Below are 23,849 nucleotides of genomic sequence, written 5' to 3'. Positions count from 1 at the left end.
GACCTATCATGAGCGCACTCGACGAAAAGATTAACGAACATTTCGCGGGCTACGTGGTCCGCAAGGACCTTGTGAAAGCGGTCAAAGGCAACGCAATCGTTCCAACCTATGTCCTCGAATACCTGCTTGGGCAGTACTGTGCAACTGACGATGAAGCATCGATCGAGAGCGGCATCGAAACCGTCAAAGAAATCCTCAGAAAGCACTACGTTCACAGAAGCGAAGCGGGACTGATCCAATCCACGATCAAGGAAAAGGGACGCTACAAGGTCATCGACCAGATCAGCGTCTCGCTGAACGAAAAAACAGACAGCTACGAAGCCACGTTCGACAACTTGGGCATCAAAAAGGTTGCGGTGGATAGCGGCACGGTCAAAGCGCATCCAAAGCTGCTTGTGACCGGCGTATGGTGTATTGCTGATGTCCAATATGAGTTTTCAGAGGACGCAAGAACATCTCCGTGGGTGCTCGAGACCATCAAACCCATCCAGATCGCGAAGGTCGACTACGAAGGGTACAAGGAGGCGCGCGCGCAATTTACCAAAGATGAGTGGATTGATCTCCTGATGCAGTCGATTGGCTTCAATCCTGAAGCCTTCGGACGTCGCAGCAAGCTTTTGCAGTTGATGCGCCTGATCCCCTTCGTGGAACGAAACTACAACATCATCGAACTTGGCCCAAAGGGAACTGGTAAATCGCACATATACTCAGAGTTTTCGCCACACGGGCAGTTGATCTCAGGCGGCGAAGTGACCATCCCGAAGTTGTTTGTAAACAACTCGAATGGGCGGATCGGACTGGTCGGCTACTGGGATGTCGTGGCCTTTGATGAATTTGCGGGACGCGAGAAAACCGCGAACAAAGCCTTGGTCGATATCATGAAAAACTACATGGCAAACAAGACCTTCTCGCGCGGGGTTAACCCCATGGGGGCAGAAGCGAGCTTCGCATTTGTAGGCAACACAGACCATAACGTCCCGTTCATGCTCAAGAACAGCGACTTGTTCGAAGCCCTGCCGCCCCAGTTCCATGACTCTGCATTCATTGACCGTCTCCACGCTTATCTGCCTGGCTGGGAGATCGACGTGATCCGAGGCGAGATGTTCACCACTGGCTACGGGTTCATTGTCGACTACCTCGCCGAGATCCTTCGCCATTTGCGCCAAGAAGACTTCTCCAACCGGCCGGACCTGCATTTCACAGTCAGCGAGAAGATTTCAACCCGTGATCGGGACGCCGTCTACAAAACCATGTCGGGCTTCCTGAAGGTGATTTTCCCTGCCGGAGATGAAACAGCCGATGACGTTGAAGAGCTCTTGCGGCTCGCACTTGAAAGTCGAAAGCGCGTAAAGGACCAACTGTTTCGGATCGATGCGACCTATCCAGATGTCGACTTCTTCTACACTGGCTCTGACGGGGAAAAGCGGCGTGTCCAAACCGTCGAAGAGCAAGAGTTCCCCCAATTCTACTATCTGAAACCTGCCTTAGACCCAAAGCAGCAGGACCAATCCACAGATGCTGTCGATGATGACGTCATCGAAGTCGAACATGAGGCGCGCGACACATCGGAGACCTCGGCGCCCGCCAAGCCGCGCGCCGAAGAGGGTCACCACGTATTCGCCGAAAACCGAAAAGGCATCAGCTACGATAAACTGTTTGGGCCCTATCTGGACGGTGCATCGCGGATCGTAGTGACAGACCCTTACATTCGCTATTTTTATCAGATCAAGAACATGATGGAATTCGTCGAGATGGTCATCCAGCGTAAGGCGTTGGAAGATCAAGTGGCCATCCATCTTGTCACCGGGCCTGATGACGGAAACGTCCAAAAGCAACGCGAATTGCTCGAGAGCATTACCGAGGCATGCATCGGTTCAGGTGTTGATTTCACTTGGGCATTTGATGGCTCCGGAACTGCTCATTCCAGAGATATCGTCACTGACACCGGCTGGAAAATCGTTCTCGATCGCGGTCTGGATATTTTCCAAGCGCCCATGCGGCGTGACGGGTTCAGCCTAGGCGACCGCCTGCAGCAGCACCGCATGCTTAAAAATTTTTATGTAACGTATGTTAGGGAAAAGTAGTTTCCAAACGAAGTATTCACAAGATTATACTTGTGTTGAATTTCTCTGACGTGATGTGTCTAAAATCAAATGTTTCGCTTTATTCATACCGCCGATCTCCACCTTGATGCGCCACTTCGTAGCCTGGCGCTGAAAGACGAGGACCTTGCTGATCTTGTTGGCAACGCGACAAGACGTGCGCTGGAGCGCATCGTGGACCTCTGCTTAGAGGAAAGCGTGGATGCTCTGCTGATCGCGGGCGACCTCTATGACGGTGATATGAGGAGTATGAAAACCGCGGCCTTTCTAGTGAGCGAAATGGAGCGCCTCCACCAAGCTGGAGTTTCAGTTTTCATGATCAGAGGCAATCACGATGCGGAAAGTGTACTAACCCGCGAGCTTGAGCTGCCGCCTAACGTTCACGTTTTCACAGGTCACGGTGGCATTGTTGAGCTCAGTGACCACGGCGTAGCGATCCATGGCGTCAGTTTTGCCAAACCACAGGCACCTGAAAGCCTTCTTCCAAAATACAAGGAACCAGTATCGGGCTTGTATAACATTGGAATGCTGCACACGAGTTTAGCTGGTGCGGCCGGGCACGACACCTACGCACCTTGCAGCATCAATGACTTGCAATCGCATGGTTTTGATTATTGGGCTCTCGGTCATGTCCATATCCGGCAAGTTCATTCTGAGGTTCCACACATTGTCATGCCGGGGATGCCGCAAGGCCGAGACATTGGAGAATCTGGTCCAAAATCCGTTACTCTGGTGAGCGTCAATGACGGCCATGTGTCTCTAGAAGAACGCTTTATATCAACGGTAGAATTCGCCCGCAGGGATATCTGTCTCGACGCTGTTGACGATTGGAGAGATGCTCTCGAGGTGATCGATGCGGAGTTGCGATCGACAGCTATGACACCCTCAGACCATTCGGTTTTGCGGCTTGAACTCATTGGCTCGTCGCCACTTGCATGGCGTCTGCGGCGAGACCACGATTTGCTGTTAGAACAAGTATCAAACCTCGCCCGCGCGCAGGGATCGGTTTGGATCGACAAAATCGTCAATCACCTTACTCCGCCGACCACGCCTGTGACCGGTGATGATCCACGGCGAGAACTCTCAAACTTGATGGACGCGCTGACAGACAACGCCACTTTCCTGATGCGCGCGGAGCAAAATGCTGAAGAGCTGATCGCCGACCTTCCCCCGGAGCTCCGGCAGGCTTTTGGCGATAGCGAAGCTGAGCAGACAGATGTTGTTCGTGAACTCCTCAAACAGGGTATCAAAGACATTACGGCCCGGATGATGGCGGGCGACGTCGAGGCCCCATCATGAGGCTGCGTCGGCTCGATTTAACCCGGTTCGGTCATTTTACCGACTTCTCGCTCGATTTTGGTCCGCGCGAAGAGGGCAAGTCAGACCTGCATATCATTTTTGGACCAAACGAAGCAGGCAAGACGACATCATTTGAGGGCTATCTCGACCTCCTCTTCGGCATCCCCGCGAGGAGCAAATACAACTTCCTGCATGACTACGAGAACATGCGGGTTGGCGCTGTGCTCGAGATCGAAGGAGCACCGACTGAACTCGTTCGGATCAAGCGCAACAAGAATGATCTGATCACGCCTTCAGGAGACTTAGCCAACCCCGCCGTACTTCTGCATGCGCTCGATGGCATCGATCGCGATCAATACCAGGCAATGTTCTCACTAGACGACGAGACTATTGAAGCTGGTGGCGACGATATACTAGCGAGCCAAGGGAACCTTGGCGAACTACTGTTTTCGGCTGCTGCCGGGCTTTCTGATCTCGGGTCAGTTCTTGAGACGGCCCGGGCCGAAGTGGACCTCTTCTACAAGAAGCGCGCCAGAAAGACAGAACTCGCTGACGCAAAACGCGCTCTTAAGGAACTGCATGATGAAATCCGAGAACTTGATGTGCCTGCGAGCAGCTTTCGAAGACTGAAAGATGAGCGTGATAGTGCGCAAAAGCTCATGGAAGCGGCCAAAACAACACGGGATGGGCTGCTAAATGAAAAGCAACGCGTAGAGGCGATGATCGAATGCATCCCTCTCATCCGTTCCCTCCGAGATTATGAAGATACGCTTGCCAATACGGCGGCCTACCCCAGCGTTCCAGTAACTTGGGTGGATGAAGCGCAGGATTTGAAGCTGAAGCAAGTCGAGGCCCAAACCGAACTTCGGCAAACAACTCTTCGGCTGGAAGCAGAGCAAGAAAAGCGAGATGGCCTTAAGATTGATGACACAATCACGAATGCGGCTGACGCGCTGACGATCCTCTTAGATGCGCCAAAATCCCGCGCCCAGACTGCGGAAGAGGATCTTCCAAAGCGAGTGGCCGAGAAAGCTGGTTTAGAAGAAGAGATTGCTGATCTTGCCACGGAACTAAAACTTGAAAGCGCAGACGAGGGCGTGCTTTCCGAAGTGCTTTTGTCCCAGCTTGAAGACATCGCCGGACAATATTCTGATGTTCAAGCAAGTCTTGCGACTGCGAACAAAGAGGTCACTACTGCCCAGCAGAACCTGGAAGACCTCACAAAAGAGGATGCGCCGACACTTGATGCCGCATTAATCGATGAAAACCTGGAACAACTGCTTGCGGACATCGAACCCGAGCGCCTGATTTCAGATCAGGAGACAGCGAATAGAGAGCTTTCTTCGGCAGAAACGACCCTGAACGCCGCATTAGCCAAACTTGTTCCGTGGCAGGGCAAATTGTCCGATCTTGGCTCGCTGAGTTTCTCGGAACGCGAGGCGAAGCGGGCAGCAGAGAGGTACGATGACCTTCTCGGCAAGCTCGACAAAGCAAAGGCCGCGCAGGAAGAAGCGGAGGTAGAGTACGATCAACGGTTTGCGAGACTGCAAACACTTGAAACAGGTGACGCTGCTACAGTCGACGATGATGCTAAACATGCGCGCGCTGAGCGAGACGATCTTTGGGCGGAGCACCGTAAAGATTTGAGCGAAAGTTCTGCGATCTCTTTTGAGAATGCCTTGTCGAAAGACGATTCTCTCCAAGAGGCTCGACTTGGTTTCGCAGAGAAATTGGCACGCCTCAAAGAGCTGGAGGTCGACGTAGCCGCAGCCAAGACCACCTTAGAAACCCGAACACGTCACTTGGAAGCTGCAGAAGCTGCACTGACGGAGGAGGCCGAGGCCACGGCATCCTTGTTAGACAAGCTTCACCTGCCAGATAGTGTCGATCCAAGAGACTTACCTGCTTGGCAGTCACATCTCTCAGTAGCTCAGCAATCCCTGTTAGACGTAAATGCCAAGAGAGCTGCTGCCGAAGGTGCCGGAGAGGCTGTTACTGTTGCAGAGGCCAAACTGAAGAGCGCGCTTGGCATTACAGATGATGCGCTGGGTCTTAAGGAACTTGGCAATCGAGCGCGTGCGAAAGTCATTCAGAATACAAAGGCGCAGACGCAAATCGAGGCCCACCAGCGTGCGCTCGAGAAAGCACAGAAGGACGTCCAAAACAGAGAAACGGACGTCACAGAGCTGTCCGAGGCGCTATCGGAAATAACGACGAGCTGGGATCGCGAAGTTGCGGAACTTCCCCCTGCCCTACAAGACCTGGAGCAGTTTCGCTGGAAGGTCTCGACCCTAAGAAGATTGGCTGCGAAAGACGGAGACAAGCGCCAGCTGGAGCGTCGTATCCAAGCCATGCAGGATGATCATCAGCACTTCGTTGAAGAGATCGAAAAACTTGCTGAAGCCGTAGGCGAACCCAAAGATGCAAAACCCCTCGTTCTAGCAGAGCGTCTGAAGCGTCGGCTCGATCAAGCAGAAACAACTCAAGAACGTTATGACGACCTCACTTCAAAGATCGAGGAGGCGCAAGAAACAGCACGAGAAGCTCAGGCGGCTCTGGACGCAATCACCAAACGTTTGGCGCAAATGGCTGAGCCATTTGCAGATGTTCATGCCGTTGAAAACCTGGATGACCTCTTAGCTGCGCTTAAGAGTGCCTTCGAAGCAGATCGCGCAAAAAAAGATGCAGCCGAGTTACGCGCACGGATTTTGGCGCGCTTAGATGTGGGGGATGTATCGGAGGCTCAAAGCCTGATTGCTGATCAGAGCGTATTGGACCTGGAAGCGCGCCGTGAAGGGATCGACAAAGACCTAGAGGATGCCGAGGCAGACTATGCTCAAAAGGTCGGGGATTTGCGCGCGGCAAAAGACGCGCTTGAAAAAGTGGGGGGAGACAACGCGCCAGCTCAACTCGAGGAGAAGCGTCAGACCGTGCTGATCGATCTTGAAGATCGGGCGAAAGCCGTGCTTCGCCTTCGGCTGGGAGTTCTTGCAGCCGAGCAAGCCCTCTCAAACTACCGAGACGATCACCGCAGCAAGATGCTTGCGGATACTGAAGCTGCGTTTCGCACTTTAACGGCAGGCGAATATTCCGAATTGCGAACACAGTCCGATGGCCAGCACGAAGTTCTTCTCGCTCTCCGAAAACGAGACGGTCGCTCCATTACAGTTGCCGAGATGTCAAAGGGCACACGGTTCCAGCTCTACCTTGCCCTGCGGCTTGCAGGGTATCGCCAGTACAGCGCAAGCGGCACCACGCTCCCATTCGTCGCTGATGACATCATGGAAACCTTCGACAACACACGAACAGCAGCAGCGCTTGGGCTCTTGAGAGAGATTTCGATGCAAGGACAGGCGCTTTATTTCACACACCATGAGCACGTCGTTGAGCTCGCGAAAGACGTGTGCGAAGACAGAGTGACGATCCATGAAATTTGATTTTTTAGCTTATTGATCAATCCATAAGAAGTGAAAAGCACATGGCACGATTTAACCCACACGAAGACAGCGCAGACGCCGTTTACGAGGCCGCGGAGTATTGGCGCGATAATTGCCTCTTAGCGAATGGCTCGGTCTTCGTCTCCGATAGCCACCTGTGGACTAAGGACCTTCTTGACGAACTCGACGAGCGCTTCGTTCAAAACCTTGATGCCGGTGAAGGAGACTTCTTCGAAAAACTTGAGGCTCAACTCTCCGGCGGCTCACCGCAGTGCAAGCAGCTCATGGCGGAGTTGCACTGGCTCATTCTTCTATTCGCATCTCGCATTTCAACGCCGAAAAAAAGGCAAGACATTCGCCGCATTTGGTCATGGTCGGGCGATACGCTGGATGAAGACCACGCACTTCTTCGCGATGAACCTCTCGGTGGATTAGGCCATACTGGCACGGCGTACAACACGCACAGATGGCGTGAGTTTGTTTTTTTGATCAATGCCTTGCGGGATTTCAAGTCAAAGCAATCCGAAGAGCAAAAGCAACTCGCCTCTTCGGCTTGGGACTTCGCGCTTTGGCTTACCTGGGTGCCAGATGGCGAAAACCGGCAATTCAGGCACATCCTGTGCAACCTCTTGTTCCCAGACAACTTCGAGCGCATCAGTACCGTTCGCGACAAACACGCGATCCTCGCTGCCTTTGAGGAAGTCCCACTGAAAGAAGTGCGCAAACGCGACCTGGTTGAGATCGATCAATCGCTAAAGGAACTGCGCCAGCGCCTTGAAACCGAACAGGGCCAGGCAATCGATTTCTATTTGGAAGGTATCGTAGATCGCTGGAAACCATCGCCTGACGATGTTGTTTCTGTTCCGAAGAAAAAAGCTGACATTGAAGAGAATGACCAAGGCGTAGAACCTTCGGCTTCAACATCCCTCAATACCATTCTCTACGGCCCACCAGGCACAGGTAAGACATATGAGACGGCAAAGCGTGCTGTGCTTATCTGCGACGGTCATGCTCCAGCAAAGCGCGAAGACATCATGGCACGATATGACGAACTTTACGGAGAGCGGCGTGTCGAGTTTGTCACCTTCCATCAGAGCTACAGCTACGAGGAATTCATCGAAGGTCTACGTCCGGAGACTGACAACGACGAGGGCGATCCTGGGGCAGTTCAGTCAGTGGGATTTCGATTGGTCGCTCGTCCTGGTGTGCTGAAGCGCATTGCGGAACGGGCAAAGCAAAGGCCTGCGAAAGCCAACTCACAAGCCGATTACTCCGACAGGCGGGTTTTCAAAGTGTCGCTAGGCCGAGCGTGGAGTCCAGAAGACGAAGAAATTCGAACCGAAGCTTACGAGAAGGGTTTGGTCTCTCTAGGCTACGGTGGAATGATCGACTGGTCCGATCCGAAATTCGGCACCTACGACGCTGTGTATAAACGTTGGCGACAGGAGCCGGGCGAGGACGAAACGACTGGCAAGAACCCCAATATCGAAATGCTTAACCAGCTTCGCAACAACATGCGACCGGGTGATATTGTGATCGCCAGTCAGGGTAACAAGAGGGTTCGTGCAGTAGGCGTAGTTACCGGGCCTTATAGCTTTGATCCAGAGGCACGACATCCGCACCGAAGAGGCGTTGAATGGCGCTGGCACGCTGATGACGAGAACGGCATAGAGGTCGAAGACATCTACGCTAGTAACCTCTCGCAACAGTCGATCTATCAGCTGTTCCACGATAAGATAAACTGGCCCAATTTGCTTGCCTATTTAGAGCCTGCCTCGAAGGATGCGCCCCATCCGCCTCACGTTCTAATCATAGATGAGATCAACAGAGCTAATATTTCAAAGGTTCTGGGCGAGCTCATCACTCTGCTTGAAGAAGACAAGCGTGCGGGTGCCCTAAATGAATTGACGGTAACTCTGCCTTACTCAGGGGACCGCTTTGCGCTCCCAGAAAATCTTCACATCGTCGGCACAATGAATACGGCAGACCGCTCAATTGCGCTTCTCGATACAGCACTTCGTAGGCGGTTTCGTTTCGAAGAAATTCCTCCTCGCCCCGAACTCCTGAGCGATATCGTCCTTGAGGGTATCGGTTTGGACAGTGTTCTCGAGGCGATCAACAAGCGACTTGAATGGTATCTCGGCGCAGATCACCTGATCGGTCATGCATACTTCACGAGCGTTGAAAACTTGGAGCAGCTGGATGAGGTCATCGCCAACAAGATCATTCCGCTTCTGAAGGAGTATTTCCACGAAGATCTTAGCCGCGTTCGGGCCATACTCGGTGGTGGAAATGCATTCCTGCGCAGAGAGCGGCTAACGGCCCCACCCGGTGTGGATGAAGCGTACGAAGACGAAAGGTACAGATACGTAGACAATTATCTTGAGCTCGGACAGTACGGTCGTGACGCATACGATGAATTGATCGGGTCCGTTCAGCAGAAGCAGTCGGGCTAACCCTAAATGGCCAAACTCGCTAATCACCAATCGGTTTTGATCGAGCGCGAGTGGGGTGTATTCCCAATCGGTGAGAATGGAATTCATCAGAACGAGGCTGAGGCATTCTTCAAAGCGGGTGAGCGGGCCGCCCGGGAGCTGCGATTGCCACAAGGGGCTGTGCTCAACCGTGTTGTTGGAGGTCTCAAAGCGGGCCAAGTCTGCGGTGTTCTGAGCTACAAAGGCCGATCTTTGGAAATACTTCCGAAGATTAACAGCACAGAGTCAGAGAGCCGATTAGCGCTTGTCCGAATGCTCTCTGTTGCAAATGATCTTCGGGTCTCAGATGGCGAATTGGCTCAACTTCAAACTCAGCGGCGAGACTTACTTGAACTTCTCATCGCGCTCTTTGCCCGCAGGCTGACAAAAGCGATAAAAGGTGGCATCCAGAGGCGCTATAAGGGTCAAGAGGACGACCTGCCTTTTGTTCGTGGGGCAATCAATATTGGGCAACAACTCACCAAGCGGCCCGTGGCCCCGACAAAGCTCTTCTGCGAGTTCGACGAGCTCTCCGAAAACACACCAATGAACCGCCTTTTAAAAGCCGCTACTCTGCGTTTGCGTGGCATCAGCTGGAGTTCGGCGACCCAAAGAAATCTGCAGATCATACTAGATGTATTTAGGGACGTTGGTCGTTCTCAAAACCCGCTGGCGGAACCAATTAAGAATGATCGTAGTGCTACGGCTTTCTCCAACTTGGTGCCATTGGCGCGACTGTTCTTAAGAGGCGATTGGCAGAACACTACGTCGGGAAACACGACTGGGACGGCCCTCTTGTTCCCAATGAACGATCTTTTTGAACGCTACGTCGCCCGTCGCGCTCAGCAGACACTCGGACGCGGCATCGTTCATAAGCAGCATTTTCAGCACCACGCTTTGAGCAATAAACTTTTCCGAATGATCCCCGATATTGTCATCGACTATACTGATGAGCCGGTGATCATTGATACGAAGTGGAAGCAACTCGATCCTACCGACACGCAAAGGCTCGGGGTCGCGCAGCCGGACATCTATCAGATGCTCGCCTATGGCCACAGCTATGCGACCGATGGAGCAATGCCGAGGCTCGTGCTCCTGTATCCTCACCATGCAGCTTTAGGGAAATCGGAAGGCGTTTTGCGTCAGTGGTCTGTAACCGGCTCTGAGATTCCTCTTACGATTGCGACCGTGGACATTACAAAGCGGCGCTCTCCAGAGCAGTGGCGAGATTTGTTTGAGCAGATTGCACCCGCACCATCTGTTGCGATTTCGTAGAGACCTTGTGTTTTCGCAAGTGTTTGCCGACACTGTGTTAAACACCGTGTTTCAGGTTATTGTGTCCAACACAGCGTTTGACACAAAACCCAAGGGCACCGGCGACGGGGTGCGAATACACCTTCACAGTCCAGCCGATAGCGAAGTGAATACCGCGGAATCAATCCGCCATGCCCACGAAATTTCACCTGAAAGCCGAACTACAGCTTAGCTCTATCGCCCCAAAAGAAAGCCAGGGCGGGAACCCCGCCCTGGCATTGAGGTCATTCGGTGACCGGATCTTCGTCGCGACGTGGGAAGGCGACCATTTCGACGTCGGGAAACATGCTGTGTTTGACGTTGATCGACGTGATGTTGCCACTGTCGTCGGTGTTCACGAAGAGCACGCCGCAGCGGTCCCAGAAGTTCTTGCCGTCTTTTTCGCCGGATTTGACGTTCAGTTTCAGAGTTTGAGTAGCCATCTTTTGATCCTCGCTTTGAGTGTTTCGATGAACATGACCAAAGCTGGCACCAAGGGGCTGTCAGCGAGAAACTTGTCTCGCGAGGAATGCGCTGGCGCAGGGGAATTTTCTTGTTGAAGCGGGGCTTGCACCGCGCCTGCTACGGCTGCCCGCTTATGTTCAGCAATCAGAAACACGGCGTTGAGGATCTGAGTTCGGCACTCCAAAATCGACTGCCACGTCGTAACGCATCAGAATGGCCAAGGACCTCAAAATCTCGCTGCAGCCAAACGACTTTCGGTCAATCCAATTCAACAGCGGCCCCAGTTCACGCGCGCGCCAGATCCGCTTCCTCGTGCTCGAAGGCTGTTGCCATCTCCCTGATCTCTCGCTCTGGAGCCCCCAAGGCACGGGCAACATCACGCCAAGCAATAGTCGCTTCGGCCACCTCGGCAATGATGCGATCTGCCTCGCCGCGTTCGAGAAGATAGGAGTCATGTTGCGCGCGGTGCAGGGCGATACTGGCATCCGGGTTGTCATCGTCGACATGGCTCTTTAGCACACGCGGTTGGTTCGGCACAGGATTGATGTCGTAGGCTGGTGAGAGATGCCATCCGCCACGCCCACGCAGAAATCCGTGATTGCGCATATGGTCATCGAGGTTCGTCACGAGAATGGAAAAGGCAACCCGCCGGTAGAGTTCCTCGCGGTCTTGGTCGGGCGTTACGCTTTCTGAAGTGATGATATCTGCCAGGTCCAAATAGCTGTAGCTTTCGCCATCCTTGCCGCCCAGCATCGCCATAGCTGAGATGAACGGGATCCTGCCGCCATCGTTCCGGTCAAACCGATGGGACAAGAAAACAGGCTTGTTGCCAGCCATCTCAAGCGTGTGATCCGAGACTGTAATTCCAGCGCGCCTTGCCAGCTCCAGCGCTATGGCCTCCCAGCGTTCCACGCAATAGGTGTCCGTCTCTTTCGGGAACTTGGCAACAGACAGGCGGCCGTGCTGGTCGAGGATGCTGGCCTTCGGGCGAGCACCCCCGAGGGAACTTCCCGGAGCAAACAGCATTTGAAGGTCCTCAGCAGTCTCTTCCCCGCGCAGAACGCGCTGAGACGCATGAAGCAAATCACCGAGGCTCACGAGCGCAGGTACGCCGATGCCTTCGCGCGCTTGAAAGTCATCATCAACCTTGAAGCGCAGCGCACCCAAACGGGTCTCGTCATTCACCCCAAGCAGATAGTCGGTTTCTTGCAGCACTCTCGGACGTCGCCCTTCGGCCTCTGCCATGCGCCCCTCATAGCGCCGCATCACCGTTCTGCCCCAGGTGTCAGGGGCAGAATCCCCAAGCGGTGCGAGCATGTCCTGCCCTGCCTCAGGCACGAATTGCCCTTTGACGAGAGGCATGTCCGGCGAAAGCCCAAAGGCGTTTTCGTCAGCAAGCCAATCGTCATGATAGTTGAAGGACACCCGCTCTCGGCCGCGCCCCGCTGTGCGGTGGAGCGTGCCGACCCGTTTCAGCCCCTTCCAATCGATCCAGACCTCAACCATTTTTCAGTCTCGCACGCTGCGGGAGGTCATCCAGGGCCATCTGCTCGCCAACTGGATCGTCGATATCCCCCCAACCTTTCAAAAGGCCGAGCGCCTGCAGTACGGCCACGTAAGTGCCGATTTTGACTGCAGGGTTCCCGCTTTCGATCTTGGCAATGGTCTGCCGCGTTGTGCCAGCACGCTGCGCGACAATCTCAGCGGTCAGTTTACGGCGCAGTCGTGCAACACGAATGTTTTCCCCAAGTGCCACGAGCTCCTTACGCGCCGCCCTGGGCATTTTGATCGGAACAGCCATAATGATATCTCCAGGCGACATAAAGCTTATATATGTTACACTGAGAGAACATTAATGTCAATTTTCACCGCTTAACTTGACGATCCAACGCCCCTGCTCGCATCACGATCTATGTTACCTCAGCATAACACTGAGCGCATTAAAGTCACCATTACGAAACATAGCCCGTTCATCCGATTGCACCTTCAGGCTCAGTATCCTGCGTCACACGCGCTGGGAACAAAAAAACGCGGCGACTTCACGGCTGTCACTCCCTCACTGAGGAACTTCAGTCGAATATGTTGTCAAAATCAGATGTGGAGCCCTTACTGCGTGTGCTGACCAAAAGCTCTAGGTCGAGGGCTGCCAACAGCGCCAAGATCGTGTCGAGCTTTGTGCCACCCCGCCCGGCCTCAACTTTCGATATCGTTTCCTGCCAAACGCCGCTGCGCGTGGCGAGATCGGCCTGCGTCAAGTTTTTCCCTCGACGAGCCTGACGGATCGCATGTCCAAGATCTCGGGGAATTCGAACGAAGTTCTGCAAGCCTGCCTCCAGCGCCACCTATGATGCCTAGATCATAAACTCTCTATATGGTCTAAGGATCATAAACGTAGCAGTCTAGCCCACGACAACTTACGCTGCAGCGTAATTTTCCTATTCTTGCGCTGTAGCGTAAATTTCACACCAGTTCTACTTTTTGCCCTATACCAGTTGCTCCTACCGAGGGGTTGTTCCATGGCCCGTTGACTTTCAGAAAAACACACCTCTATTTCTGACAAGGAGTCGAACATGATTACGTCAAACATAAAGCAACGCATCATCGGAAAAGATCGCGGCGCAATCTTTGCGCCGACCGATTTTCTCGACATCGGATCCCGCGCAAGCGTAGATCAGGCCTTGTCACGCCTTACTGATCAGGGTGTGATCCGGCGACTGACGCGGGGGCTGTATGACTACCCGAAGAAGAGCCCGCGCTTCGGGTTTCTGTCGCCTTCCGCCGATGACATCGCAAAGGCTGTTGCTCGAAAGGATGGGCAAATTTTGCAACCCTCTCCTTCGATGGCGGCCAATCAGTTGGGCCTTTCCACTCAGGTACCATCCAAGCCGACCTATATGACCGACGGCCCAACCCGCACTAAGAAAGTTGGACAGCAAGTCATCCAGTTCCGCAAAGCATCCCCCAAAACATTGGTCGGCGCAGGACACAAGACTGGGGTTGTCTTCCAGGCGTTGCGCTATATCGGCAAGGACCATGTGGACAGTCAAATCGTCGACCGGATTGCACGCGATCTGGACGACAATGATCGGAAGCTATTGGCTAAGCAAAGCAGACACGTCCCTGCATGGATGCATCCTATCGTGCGACAGATTGTAGAGCGTAGATAGATATCTACGTGTTCACTGGAGACCGTCTCCAGTGCGATCTACCGCCACATAAGGCTAAAGTAGCTCTACGTATTCGTGCAAAATTTCAGCGGTTTGAAATAGCTTTCGAGCCTTGATCCGCTGCAATAATGCTTCGGCGTCCATATCAGGATTTTTGAACCGCTCACGCATTTTCCGCAGGGCAACTACAGCTGCGAGTGGGTCAAGTTCGATTGCATCAGAAATAAACTCGTCGGCCGAGATTGCATCGATGTCAAAAGGGACGAGTGCTTCGCTTGGGAAATCCTTAAGGTTTTCCGTCACAATGACCTGAGCGGATGTTGTGATCGCCGCAGCAAGAACATGGCGGTCATCAGGATCAGGCAACTCTAGACCGGCTTCAAGACCAGCATACCCAGTAACGCATGCTTCGGGGAAAGCGCGCTCCATTGCGGAACGCTGCTTGTTAGTGTCGGCCCCGCCCTTCGTAATCTTGGCTATTGCACCGGCAGTCTCATCCATAATTCTATCGCTCCACCGAGGTCGGAAAAATCCGGCCTCGGCCAGCGACAAGATTATGTTTCTCCGCATCGCGCACGCCAGAACATTTGCGTCAATCAGTGCCGTGAAACGGTCGGCATAGTCACTCATAAAAGATCGTTCTCCATGTCCATCGCGGCAAGGTCAGACAGTGCGTCAGAGCGATCAGAGTCGCGTTTCTTTTTGTATTCAAACAGATCTGCTGCTTTCACACGGCGATGGCGACCTGTTTTGAAGAAGGCGATTTCCCCTTCTTCTAGAAGTTTCACGAGGTGTGGGCGCGACACATTCAATAAATCGGCCGCTTGCTGAGTGGTCAACTCTGCATCCACAGGGATCATCCGGAACCCTCTGCCGCTTGACACCAACCGCAACAACTCCATCAAGGATGCAGCGAGGGCTGGGGCCAACGTAACCGGTTCGATCTGTTTCTTACCAAGTGCCAGGCTCAGCTCAACTGCCTCATCACCGTTCACTTGCGAGGCAAGGATTCGGCGAAGACTGTCAGCATTTTCAATTTCAACCTGATCCGGCAAACGTTCTGCGAACGCTTCTTTTGCTTGCATCATCATGGGTTCTCTCCTTTTCACGCGACGGGATCTTGCGCCCCATTCGCAATAATCAAAATAAACGAAATAAACGTAAATGCAAGCAACGCTTCGTTCACAAATGAAGAACTTCCGAGGTTGGTTAACCCTCTTGCCAGCGGAAGAGCTTTACTTCCGAGCCAAGCCGCATCGCCTCCGATCACCGCATCGCTCACACCTGCAGCCCCGCAGCGCGCACCTGCTCGGGCGTCACCAGATTTGACGCGATCAAATCCTCGATCTGCCGGTTGGTGATGTGGCGGCACAGAGGATGGCGCTCGTGGATCCATTCGGCAAGGCTCGCACGGCCCTTGGCTTCGGCCTCTCGCGCCTTCTCTCGGTTGGCCCGCACCTGGGCAAGCCCCTTCTCCCACCTGCGCATCTTGAACCAATTGTCCGAGAAACAGACCTTGCTGCGCGTGTAACCCTCGCTTTCCTTCGCATATGCTATGACCGCCTGCATCAGATCATCGGGCTTCACTCCGGCCTTCACAGCTGCTGCGATCAGGCGCAGACTGGTCTGCCGGTCTCGGATCCTGTCCTCGGGATAGACTGCCAAGATCTTCTCAGCTTCAAAATCTTCAACCTCCTCCGTCGCCTCGCGCCTGCGCGTAGGTGGTTTATGGATGGTTTTAGGATGGTTTGGGGTCCACCGTGAACCCCGTACCCCGTTCACCGTGGACCCCGTACCGGGTTCAGGCTGGACGGGGTTCACAGTGACCCCCGTCTCAACATCGGGCTCTGCAGTGGGTTCGAGCGCGGCCACGCGCTCTAGAACAATCCGGTAAATGACGGTGTAGCCGTTCTTGCAGTGCCGCCGCCCTGTCTCCATCAGAATGCCTTCGCGCAGGAAGTCGATGATGGTCCGCTTGACCGTGCTCTCGCTGAGCTCTGTGTGACGCTGGATGGTCCCCTTCGAGCACCAGATGCCTGAGCCGTCATCGCTCGCCTTGTCGGCCAGGAACATGATTATCTGCTTGCGCGCGGCGCTGCCAAAGCGGCGCTCGGCGCATTCGTTTGCGATGCGCCAACTCATTGGACCACCTCACCGGTCAGAGGCCGCGAAAAAGCGGACTGAGCGTTTGCGGTGCGGCGCTGGCCTGTGCTAATGTGCTTCGAAAGCTGACAGGCTTTTTCTATTTGGCCCCGGTTCACAGTTGCCGCTGTGACGGGGCCTTTTTCGTTTTGAACCGGCGAATTTGGCTTTGAAACTTTCGCTTTTTGTTCACTTTTTGTCAGGGGGTGTTTTGCACCCTTAAGCCGTTGTTTTCGCTCGCGCTCTTTCTGGATTGCAAATCCGTGTACACCGGTTCGATTCCGGTACTCGCCTCCACCTTTCTCCCCCGACAAGACCGCTCCAGGCACAAAAGCCTAGCTGATGATCAACTGCACTCAGAACCAACCATAGCAGCCGTTTTCTTAGGATTATCTGCCAACTCCTGCTACTTTGTGATCATCCGACCATCCGAAAACGCGGAGAATTACGATGATGCGCCCAAATGCCTGTCCACCCAACCGACCTTCCTTCCGCGCACTGCTATTTGTTCTGCTGGCCACGATCCTTACAAACACCAGCGATGGCCGCGCGCAGACTGCCGGCCACGGCGCCCAGGGGCATGGACATGACATGGCCCGCATGCCGGGCCTGCGCGGGGCCAATGCCACAGCGCAGGAGAGTGCCGAATTGGCCGTCATGTTCCAGAACTTCCACCTGATTGACCGCACCGTTGAGATTTTGCCAGATGGTATCCGCACAGTGACCCATTCCAGTCAGCCCGAGGTCATGGATGTTCTGGTTTCGCATGTCGTCGGGATGATCGACAGGGTAGAACGCGGAGATGACCCGAAAATCATGATCCAAAGTCCAACTCTGGATATCTTCTTTGAGCACCCGGATCAGATGTCATCCAAGGTTGATGTCACGGCAGAGGGGGTCATCGTGGTGCAAACTTCGGAAAACCCCGAAATCGTAGCTGCGCTGCATCTTCACGCGGCCGAGGTTTCGGCGATGGCCGACAGGGGCATGCATGCGGTGCACGAAATGATGATGCAGAGGGCAGGCAACTAGCCTCTATGACTGCATCTTCGCATCTACCATAGCTTCCTGCGCAATCATCGCTTCCAATTGCCTGCGAAACCGCAGCTGCCCTCCATCGATGGGCAGGTCGATATGTGGGCTGGTCTTGTCGGCCATCCCCTTCTGAACCGCATCCAGAACGGCGCGGTCCTCTTCAAAGGCCTGGCGCACATCCTCGCTCATCATAGCACTCAACTCTGCATCATCGGGGCGAATATTGCGCAGCTGGAACCAGTAATAGCGGGTCTGCCCGGCCGTGGTTGGAGTCATGAAATTATAGCTGTCCATAATAAATGTATCCCGATCCAGCGGCCCTTCCGGCCCGCCCGTGCCCGCCGGCGTGAACACCGCGCGGATCAAGGCATGGCTGGGATAGCGGACCTCGTAATGCTGCAACCGGTCGCAATTGCCCTCAAAGCCGATGACCTTCTTGTAAAACGGCGCCGGCTCCACATCCATCATCCAGCGATGCACAATCACCCCATCTTCGGTCTTTTTTACCCGCAGCGGCGTGTCCCGCGTCGCAGCCTGACCAAAGCTGCCACCATGGACCCAGGCCACATGTGTCGGATCCAACAGATTGTCACACATCAATAAATAATTGCAGTTCAGCTCCATCGCCGCACCGCGGTTGATCCCCCAACTTGGATCACCCCAGTTTTCAATCTCGAAAATATCTTCTGGATCTGCCAGCACGGGATTGCCCATCCAAATCCAGACCAACCCATATTTCTCATGGGTCGGATAGGCATGCACCCGCGCCTCGGACGGGATGCGCCCCCCCGGCGCCCAAGTGCATTGCCCGACACAATCAAAGGTCAGCCCATGGTAGCCGCATTCAACAGTATCACCCTTTATCCGGCCCATCGACAAAGGCAGTTTGCGATGCGGGCAGGCATCATCAAGGGCCACAACCGCACCTTTTTGGGTCCGAAACACACAGATATGCCGCTCAAGCACCGTGATCCGCGCCAGATCACGGGTGATCTCATGATCCCACGCCGCCACATACCACGCGTTGTTCAAAAACATCTTTGATCCTCCCTTGGTGCGACCAATGACTTATGCGTCAAACTCCCCAATTGATGCGCCAACTGCAATCCCAAACCGCCCAATAGAAAAGGGGCTGCCGATCGATCCGGCGCCCCTCCCCCTTTTTGGCCCCAAATACCTCCGGGGAGTTTGAGGGGCTGGCCCCTCAATCCGCCCTCAGAGGCAGACGTTTACCCCAGAATACCGGGCAGGTTCAGCCCCTTCTCGCGGGCACAGTCCAGCGCAATATCATAGCCCGCATCGGCATGACGCATGACCCCGGTGGCCGGATCGTTCCACAGCACCCGTGCGATCCGCGCATCGGCCTCTTCGGTGCCATCGCAACAGATCACCATGCCCGAATGCTGGCTAAAGCCCATGCCAACGCCGCCCCCGTGGTGCAACGACACCCAGGTTGCGCCGGAAGCGGTGTTGAGCAGCGCGTTCAACAATGGCCAATCGCTGACCGCGTCGGAGCCGTCTTTCATGGCCTCGGTCTCACGGTTCGGGCTGGCCACGGATCCACTGTCCAGATGATCGCGGCCAATCACAATCGGTGCTTTCAACTCACCATTGCGCACCATCTCGTTGAACGCCAGGCCCAGCTTGTCTCGCAGTCCCAATCCCACCCAGCAAATCCGCGCCGGCAGACCCTGAAACGAGATGCGTTCCCGCGCCATATCCAGCCATTTGTGCAGATGCGGATCGTCGGGGATCAGCTCTTTGACCTTCTGATCGGTCTTGTAGATATCCTCGGGATCCCCCGACAGCGCCGCCCAGCGAAACGGGCCAACGCCGCGGCAGAACAGCGGGCGAATGTAGGCTGGCACAAATCCGGGGAAGGCAAAGGCGTTCTCCAGCCCCTCTTCCAAGGCGACCTGCCGGATGTTGTTGCCGTAATCCAGCGTCGGCACACCGGCGTTCCAGAAATCCACCATCGCGGCCACGTGCACCTTCATGCTGGCGCGGGCAGCCTTTTCGACGGCTTTGGGATCGCTCTCGCGTTTGGCGCGCCATTCGCCCATGGTCCAGCCCTGCGGCAGATAGCCATTAAGCGGGTCGTGGGCGCTGGTCTGGTCGGTCACGATGTCAGGGCGCACGCCGCGTTTGACCAGTTCGGGAAACACGTTGGCAGCATTGCCAAGCAGCCCCACGGATTTGGCCTCGCCCGCCTTGGTCCAACGGTCGATCATCTCAAGCGCTTCGTCCAGTGTCTCGGCCTTTTCGTCGAGATATCTCGTGCGCAGGCGGAAGTCGATGCTGTCGGGGTTGCACTCCACCGCGAGACAGCACGCGCCCGCCATAACTGCAGCCAAGGGCTGTGCGCCGCCCATGCCGCCCAGACCGCCGGTCAGGATCCATTTGCCGGTCAGATTGCCATCGTAATGCTGGCGGCCCGCCTCGACAAAAGTTTCGTAAGTTCCTTGCACAATCCCTTGAGTTCCAATGTAAATCCACGAACCTGCAGTCATCTGGCCGTACATCGCCAGCCCGCGTTTATCGAGTTCGTTGAAGTGATCCCAATTGGCCCAGTGCGGCACCAGATTGCTGTTTGCAATCAACACTCTGGGGGCGTTTTCGTGGGTTTTGAATACGCCCACAGGCTTGCCCGATTGCACAAGCAGCGTTTCATCGCCCTCCAGATCGGTCAGAGCGGCGACGATGCGGTCAAAATCTTCCCATGTGCGGGCGGCGCGTCCAATACCACCGTAAACCACCAATTCATGTGGGTTTTCAGCCACATCCGGGTGCAGGTTGTTCATGAGCATGCGCATCGGCGCCTCGGTCATCCAGCTTTTGGCTGTCAGCTCGGTGCCGGTGGCAGGAAAGATGTCTCGGGTGTTGTGACGGGGATTTGTCATCGTTGCTGCCTTTCATAAAGAAGCTCGGTCAAGTCATTGAGAATACGGTAAAGAACCGGTCTGAGCCGTTCTGCCTTGTCGGCACGCCACTGCCATGGCGGCGTCTCGTCCATATAGGTGGATTGGGCCAGCTCCATCTGGATTGCGTGAATGTTTTCCGCAGGTTGCCCATAGTGTCGCGTTGTCCAGCCACCCTTGAAACGGCCATTGAGGACACTGGTATAGTCCTGCGCGGCGCGGCAGCGGGTTTCCACAGCCCGCTCCACAAACATTCCGCAGCTTGTGGAAGAATTGGTGCCGATGTTCAGATCAGGCAGAGTATCGTCAAAAAGATAGGGGATAACCGACCGGATTGAGTGGCAATCGTACAGCAAAGCAATGCCATGTTTTGCCTTCACCCGCGCCAGTTCTGTGGATAAAGCCTCATGATAGGGCGCGTGATACTGCGCACGGCGGCGCGAAATCTCATCTGCATCCGGTTCTTGCCCTTCATGGTAAATTGGAAATCCTTCAAAATCCGTTAACGGGCACAGACCTGTTGTGTTTTGCCCCGGATAAAGGCTGGCGTCATCGGGACCGCGATTGGGGTCGATGACATAGCGGTGAACAGGTGTGCGCACCACTGTAACGTCCAGTCCCAAGCCTTTGTAAAGGCGATCAATATGCCAATCGGTATCGGCCAGCGCCTGACCACGTTCGTTGAGTTTGTCCCATATGTCGGGCGGCACCTCCGTGCCGGTGTGCGGCATGCCCAGGACAATCGGGCTGCCTCCTTGGGTGACCTCGATCATTGCGCCGCCTCCACCAATGCACCGCTGCGAACCAACGCTGTAGTGGTTTCAATGTCGGGCGCGAGATAGCGGTCCTTGCCAAGAGTCGGAACCTCCTGCCGCAAGCGGTCGATCACCCGCTGTAATCGCGCAGAGGTCGCAAGCGGCGCCCGCGCCTCGATCCCTTGGGCGGCGCACATTGCCTCGACCGCCTGGATCGCAGACAGGTTCCGGTTCATCCGCGCCAGACGGTAAGCGCCATGCGCGGCCATGCTCACGTGGTCCTCTTGGTTGGCGGATGTGGGCGTGCTGTCGGTCACGCAAGGGTTGGCCAGATGTTTGTTCTCGCTCATCAACGCGGCGGTGGTCACTTCGGCGATCATAAAGCCGGAGTTCAGCCCCGGATCAGGGGTCAGGAACGGCGGCAGATCATGGCTGAGCGTCGGGTCCACCATCAGCGCCACGCGGCGCTGACCAATCGCGCCAATCTCGGCGATGGCCAGCGCGATCATATCGGCAGCAAAGCCGACAGGTTCGGCGTGGAAGTTCCCACCTGACACGATGTGCCCTTCGCCCACCAGAACCAGCGGATTGTCGGTGACAGCGTTGGCCTCAACCTCAAGCGTATGCGCCGCCTGACGGATCACGTCCCATGCCGCGCCCAGAACCTGCGGCTGGCAGCGGATGCAATACGGGTCTTGTACGCGGGTGTCGTCCTCGCGGTGGCTTTCGCGAATTTCCGAGCCTTCCATCAAATCGCGCATGGCCTCGGCCACGTCGATCTGTCCGGCATGGCCACGCAGGCTGTGAATATCCGCAACCAAAGGCGCGGTGGAGCCCATGATCGCATCGGTGCTGAGCGCGGCAATCACCATCGCATTGCGCACCGCGTTTTGGGCCTCAAACAGCCCTGCAAGGGCGCAGGCGGTCGAAAACTGGGTGCCATTGATCAGGGCCAGCCCTTCCTTCGGACCAAGCACCACAGGGGTCAATCCCGCGCGGCTCAGGGCCTCGCTGCCGGACATTTCTTCGCCCTGATAGACCGCCCGGCCTTCGCCGATCATCGCCGCGGCCATATGCGCCAGCGGGGCCAGATCACCTGATGCGCCAACGGATCCTTGGGCTGGGATCACCGGCATGACATCGGCGTTCACCATTCCCTCGATCAGGGCGCAGACCTCCCAACGCACGCCAGAGGCGCCGCGCCCCAGCGACATCAGCTTGAGCGACATCATCAACCGGGTCAGCGGAAGGCTCAACGCCTCGCCCACGCCGCAGCAATGGGACAGGATCAGATTGCGTTGCAGGGTTTGGGTGTCTTCGGGCGCGATTTTACGGCTGGCCAGTTTCCCAAAGCCGGTGTTCACCCCGTAAACCGCTTCCTGCCCTGCCGCCGCCTTGGCCACCAGAGCCGCAGCCGCTTCAACGCCGGGCTGGCACGCCGGATCGAGCGCGATTTGCCCGCCATCCCGCCAGATCGCTTCCAAAGTCTTGAGCTCTACAGCCCCCGGTGTCAGGATCATAGCTGTCCTCCAAAAATGCGTGAATGCAGCGGGTTAAACCCGATGCGGTAGGCCAGTTCGGCCGGATGTTCGATGTTCCAAACGCAAAGATCCGCCCGTTGTCCGGTGGCGATCTCTCCGCGATCTGTCATGCCCAGCGCCTTGGCGCCGTTCAGGGTTACACCGCGCAGCGCTTCTTCAGGTGTCAGGCGGAACAGGGTGCAGCCCATATTCATCGTCAGCAGCAAAGAGGTGAGCGGCGAGGAGCCGGGATTGCAATCTGTGGCCAAGGCCATCTTCGTGCCCTCGGCGCGAAAGGCCGCGATTGGCGGTGCTTGAGTTTCATGTACTGTATAAAACGCGCCGGGCAACAAGACCGCAACCGTGCCTGCGCCGGCCAGCGCTTTGGCGTCGGCGGCATTGGCATATTCCACGTGATCCGCCGAGATCGCCCCATAATCAGCGGCCAGCTTGGTGCCACCAATATGCGAAAGCTGTTCGGCGTGTAGTTTGATTGGCAGTCCCAATTCCTGCGCGACGTCAAAGAGCCGCGCGATCTGTGCGGTGTCAAAGGCAATGCCTTCACAGAACCCGTCCACCGCATCCACCAGACCTTCGGCATGGGCGGCGCGAAGGGCGGGAATACAGACCTCATCGATATAAGTGTCTGCGCGGCCTGCATAATCTTTAGGAACCGCATGTGCGCCGAGAAAACTGGTCACGACATGCACCGGGCGCAAGTCGGCCAATGCCCTGGCTGCCCGCAGCATCCTCAGCTCTGTCTCCAAGTCCAGCCCATATCCGGATTTTATCTCGACGGTGCAAACCCCTTCGGCGATCATCGCATCAAGGCGCGGCAGGGCGCTGGCGATCAGACTGTCCAGATCCGCATCACGGGTCGCCCCAACGGTCGAGACGATCCCGCCCCCTGCCCGCGCGACCTCTTCATAGCTGGCCCCTTGCAGGCGCATCTCAAACTCGCGGGCGCGGTTGCCGCCATGCACCAGATGGGTGTGGCAATCCACCAGTCCCGGTGTGATCAGACGCCCGCCCATGTCATGCCGCTCCGCCCGGGAAAATTCTGCGGGCAATTCCGCTTCCGGCCCTGCCCAGGCGATCAAGTCACCGTTCAGGACCACACAGCCAGCGTCGATCAGGCCATAATTGGCCCCGACCATTGTCGCCAATCGCGCATTACAGAGCATTTGATGCATGAATTTCCCTTTATCTCGCGGCTGATTTGGAATTATGTATAGACATATT

The 23,849-nt window shown here is 55.6% G+C and carries 20 protein-coding genes; 7 read left to right on the top strand and 13 right to left on the bottom strand.

Features of this window, described 5'->3' with window-relative positions; all coding sequences use genetic code 11:
• Positions 1–8 precede the first annotated feature (8 nt).
• The 5 genes from brxL to JNX03_RS00600 all read left to right on the top strand — a co-directional run bounded on the left by brxL (position 9) and on the right by JNX03_RS00600 (position 10,587).
• Positions 9–2,084, top strand: coding sequence for a BREX system Lon protease-like protein BrxL (gene brxL / locus JNX03_RS00620; protein WP_203210575.1), 2,076 nt, complete (start codon positions 9–11; stop codon positions 2,082–2,084).
• Between the two features lie 69 nt (positions 2,085–2,153).
• Positions 2,154–3,401: a metallophosphoesterase family protein gene (locus JNX03_RS00615; RefSeq protein ID WP_203210574.1), complete on the top strand. Its 1,248-nt coding sequence runs from the start codon at positions 2,154–2,156 to the stop codon at positions 3,399–3,401.
• Positions 3,398–6,838, top strand: a complete 3,441-nt coding sequence (locus JNX03_RS00610) for an AAA family ATPase (RefSeq protein WP_203210573.1) — start codon at positions 3,398–3,400, stop codon at positions 6,836–6,838. Before JNX03_RS00615 ends, JNX03_RS00610 begins: the two co-directional genes overlap by 4 nt.
• Before the next feature lie 41 nt (positions 6,839–6,879).
• The gene (locus tag JNX03_RS00605; protein WP_203210572.1) at positions 6,880–9,294 is read left to right on the top strand and encodes an AAA family ATPase; all 2,415 of its coding nucleotides are present in this window, start codon (positions 6,880–6,882) and stop codon (positions 9,292–9,294) included.
• Between the two features lie 6 nt (positions 9,295–9,300).
• On the top strand, positions 9,301–10,587 hold the full coding sequence (locus JNX03_RS00600) for an McrC family protein (protein ID WP_203210571.1): 1,287 nt from the start codon (positions 9,301–9,303) through the stop codon (positions 10,585–10,587).
• 263 nt (positions 10,588–10,850) lie between these two features.
• Here JNX03_RS00600 and JNX03_RS00595 read toward each other — a convergent pair whose 3' ends face one another.
• From JNX03_RS00595 to JNX03_RS00580, 4 genes are all read right to left on the bottom strand, one after another.
• Entirely contained in the window at positions 10,851–11,048 is a 198-nt protein-coding gene (locus tag JNX03_RS00595; RefSeq protein ID WP_035262952.1) for a hypothetical protein, read from the bottom strand.
• Positions 11,049–11,355: 307 nt separating this feature from the next.
• Positions 11,356–12,576, bottom strand: coding sequence for a type II toxin-antitoxin system HipA family toxin (locus JNX03_RS00590; RefSeq protein ID WP_203210570.1), 1,221 nt, complete (start codon positions 12,574–12,576; stop codon positions 11,356–11,358).
• Positions 12,569–12,871 (bottom strand): helix-turn-helix domain-containing protein, encoded by a 303-nt coding sequence (locus tag JNX03_RS00585; RefSeq protein WP_058260762.1) that lies wholly within the window; start codon positions 12,869–12,871, stop codon positions 12,569–12,571. Before JNX03_RS00585 ends, JNX03_RS00590 begins: the two co-directional genes overlap by 8 nt.
• A gap of 268 nt (positions 12,872–13,139) precedes the next feature.
• A complete protein-coding gene (locus JNX03_RS00580) occupies positions 13,140–13,412 on the bottom strand; it encodes a helix-turn-helix domain-containing protein (RefSeq protein ID WP_231024102.1) in 273 nt (90 codons plus the stop codon).
• 228 nt (positions 13,413–13,640) lie between these two features.
• On the opposite strand from JNX03_RS00580, the gene JNX03_RS00575 reads away from it, so the two are divergent.
• Complete coding sequence (locus JNX03_RS00575; protein WP_203210569.1) at positions 13,641–14,237, top strand: DUF6088 family protein; 597 nt, start codon at positions 13,641–13,643, stop codon at positions 14,235–14,237.
• A 54-nt stretch (positions 14,238–14,291) separates the two neighbouring features.
• On the opposite strand, the gene JNX03_RS00570 is transcribed toward JNX03_RS00575, so the two are convergent.
• Genes JNX03_RS00570 through JNX03_RS00555 form a run of 4 tightly spaced genes read right to left on the bottom strand, consistent with a single transcriptional unit; the run spans position 14,292 to position 16,379 of the window.
• On the bottom strand, positions 14,292–14,867 hold the full coding sequence (locus JNX03_RS00570; RefSeq protein ID WP_203210568.1) for a PIN domain-containing protein: 576 nt from the start codon (positions 14,865–14,867) through the stop codon (positions 14,292–14,294).
• On the bottom strand, positions 14,864–15,328 hold the full coding sequence (locus JNX03_RS00565) for a helix-turn-helix domain-containing protein (protein ID WP_231024101.1): 465 nt from the start codon (positions 15,326–15,328) through the stop codon (positions 14,864–14,866). The genes JNX03_RS00570 and JNX03_RS00565 overlap by 4 nt, the downstream gene beginning before the upstream one ends.
• A 14-nt stretch (positions 15,329–15,342) precedes the next feature.
• Complete coding sequence (locus JNX03_RS00560) at positions 15,343–15,519, bottom strand: hypothetical protein (protein ID WP_203210567.1); 177 nt, start codon at positions 15,517–15,519, stop codon at positions 15,343–15,345.
• Positions 15,516–16,379, bottom strand: a complete 864-nt coding sequence (locus JNX03_RS00555; RefSeq protein WP_203210566.1) for a hypothetical protein — start codon at positions 16,377–16,379, stop codon at positions 15,516–15,518. Before JNX03_RS00555 ends, JNX03_RS00560 begins: the two co-directional genes overlap by 4 nt.
• 450 nt (positions 16,380–16,829) lie before the next feature.
• Between JNX03_RS00555 and JNX03_RS00550 the strand changes: the two genes are divergently transcribed.
• Positions 16,830–17,411, top strand: coding sequence for a hypothetical protein (locus JNX03_RS00550; RefSeq protein ID WP_231024100.1), 582 nt, complete (start codon positions 16,830–16,832; stop codon positions 17,409–17,411).
• Positions 17,412–17,414: 3 nt separating this feature from the next.
• Here the strand turns inward: JNX03_RS00550 and JNX03_RS00545 are convergent, their stop codons facing one another.
• The 5 genes from JNX03_RS00545 to hutI form a co-directional block, all read right to left on the bottom strand.
• Positions 17,415–18,452 (bottom strand): aromatic ring-hydroxylating dioxygenase subunit alpha, encoded by a 1,038-nt coding sequence (locus JNX03_RS00545; protein WP_203210565.1) that lies wholly within the window; start codon positions 18,450–18,452, stop codon positions 17,415–17,417.
• Positions 18,453–18,643: 191 nt separating this feature from the next.
• Entirely contained in the window at positions 18,644–20,314 is a 1,671-nt protein-coding gene (gene hutU / locus JNX03_RS00540; RefSeq protein ID WP_203210564.1) for a urocanate hydratase, read from the bottom strand.
• Positions 20,311–21,105 (bottom strand): N-formylglutamate deformylase, encoded by a 795-nt coding sequence (gene hutG, locus JNX03_RS00535; RefSeq protein WP_203210563.1) that lies wholly within the window; start codon positions 21,103–21,105, stop codon positions 20,311–20,313. Before hutG ends, hutU begins: the two co-directional genes overlap by 4 nt.
• Positions 21,102–22,607: a histidine ammonia-lyase gene (gene hutH / locus JNX03_RS00530; protein ID WP_203210562.1), complete on the bottom strand. Its 1,506-nt coding sequence runs from the start codon at positions 22,605–22,607 to the stop codon at positions 21,102–21,104. The genes hutG and hutH overlap by 4 nt, the downstream gene beginning before the upstream one ends.
• Positions 22,604–23,791, bottom strand: a complete 1,188-nt coding sequence (gene hutI, locus JNX03_RS00525; protein WP_203212075.1) for an imidazolonepropionase — start codon at positions 23,789–23,791, stop codon at positions 22,604–22,606. The genes hutH and hutI overlap by 4 nt, the downstream gene beginning before the upstream one ends.
• Between the last annotated feature and the right edge of the window lie 58 nt (positions 23,792–23,849).

Source organism: Sulfitobacter mediterraneus (assembly GCF_016801775.1).
In the GTDB taxonomy this organism is placed as follows: Bacteria; Pseudomonadota; Alphaproteobacteria; order Rhodobacterales; family Rhodobacteraceae; genus Sulfitobacter; species Sulfitobacter mediterraneus_A.
The sequence above is the reverse complement of the archived record's forward strand: the minus strand, read 5'-3'. Positions and strand labels throughout refer to the sequence as shown.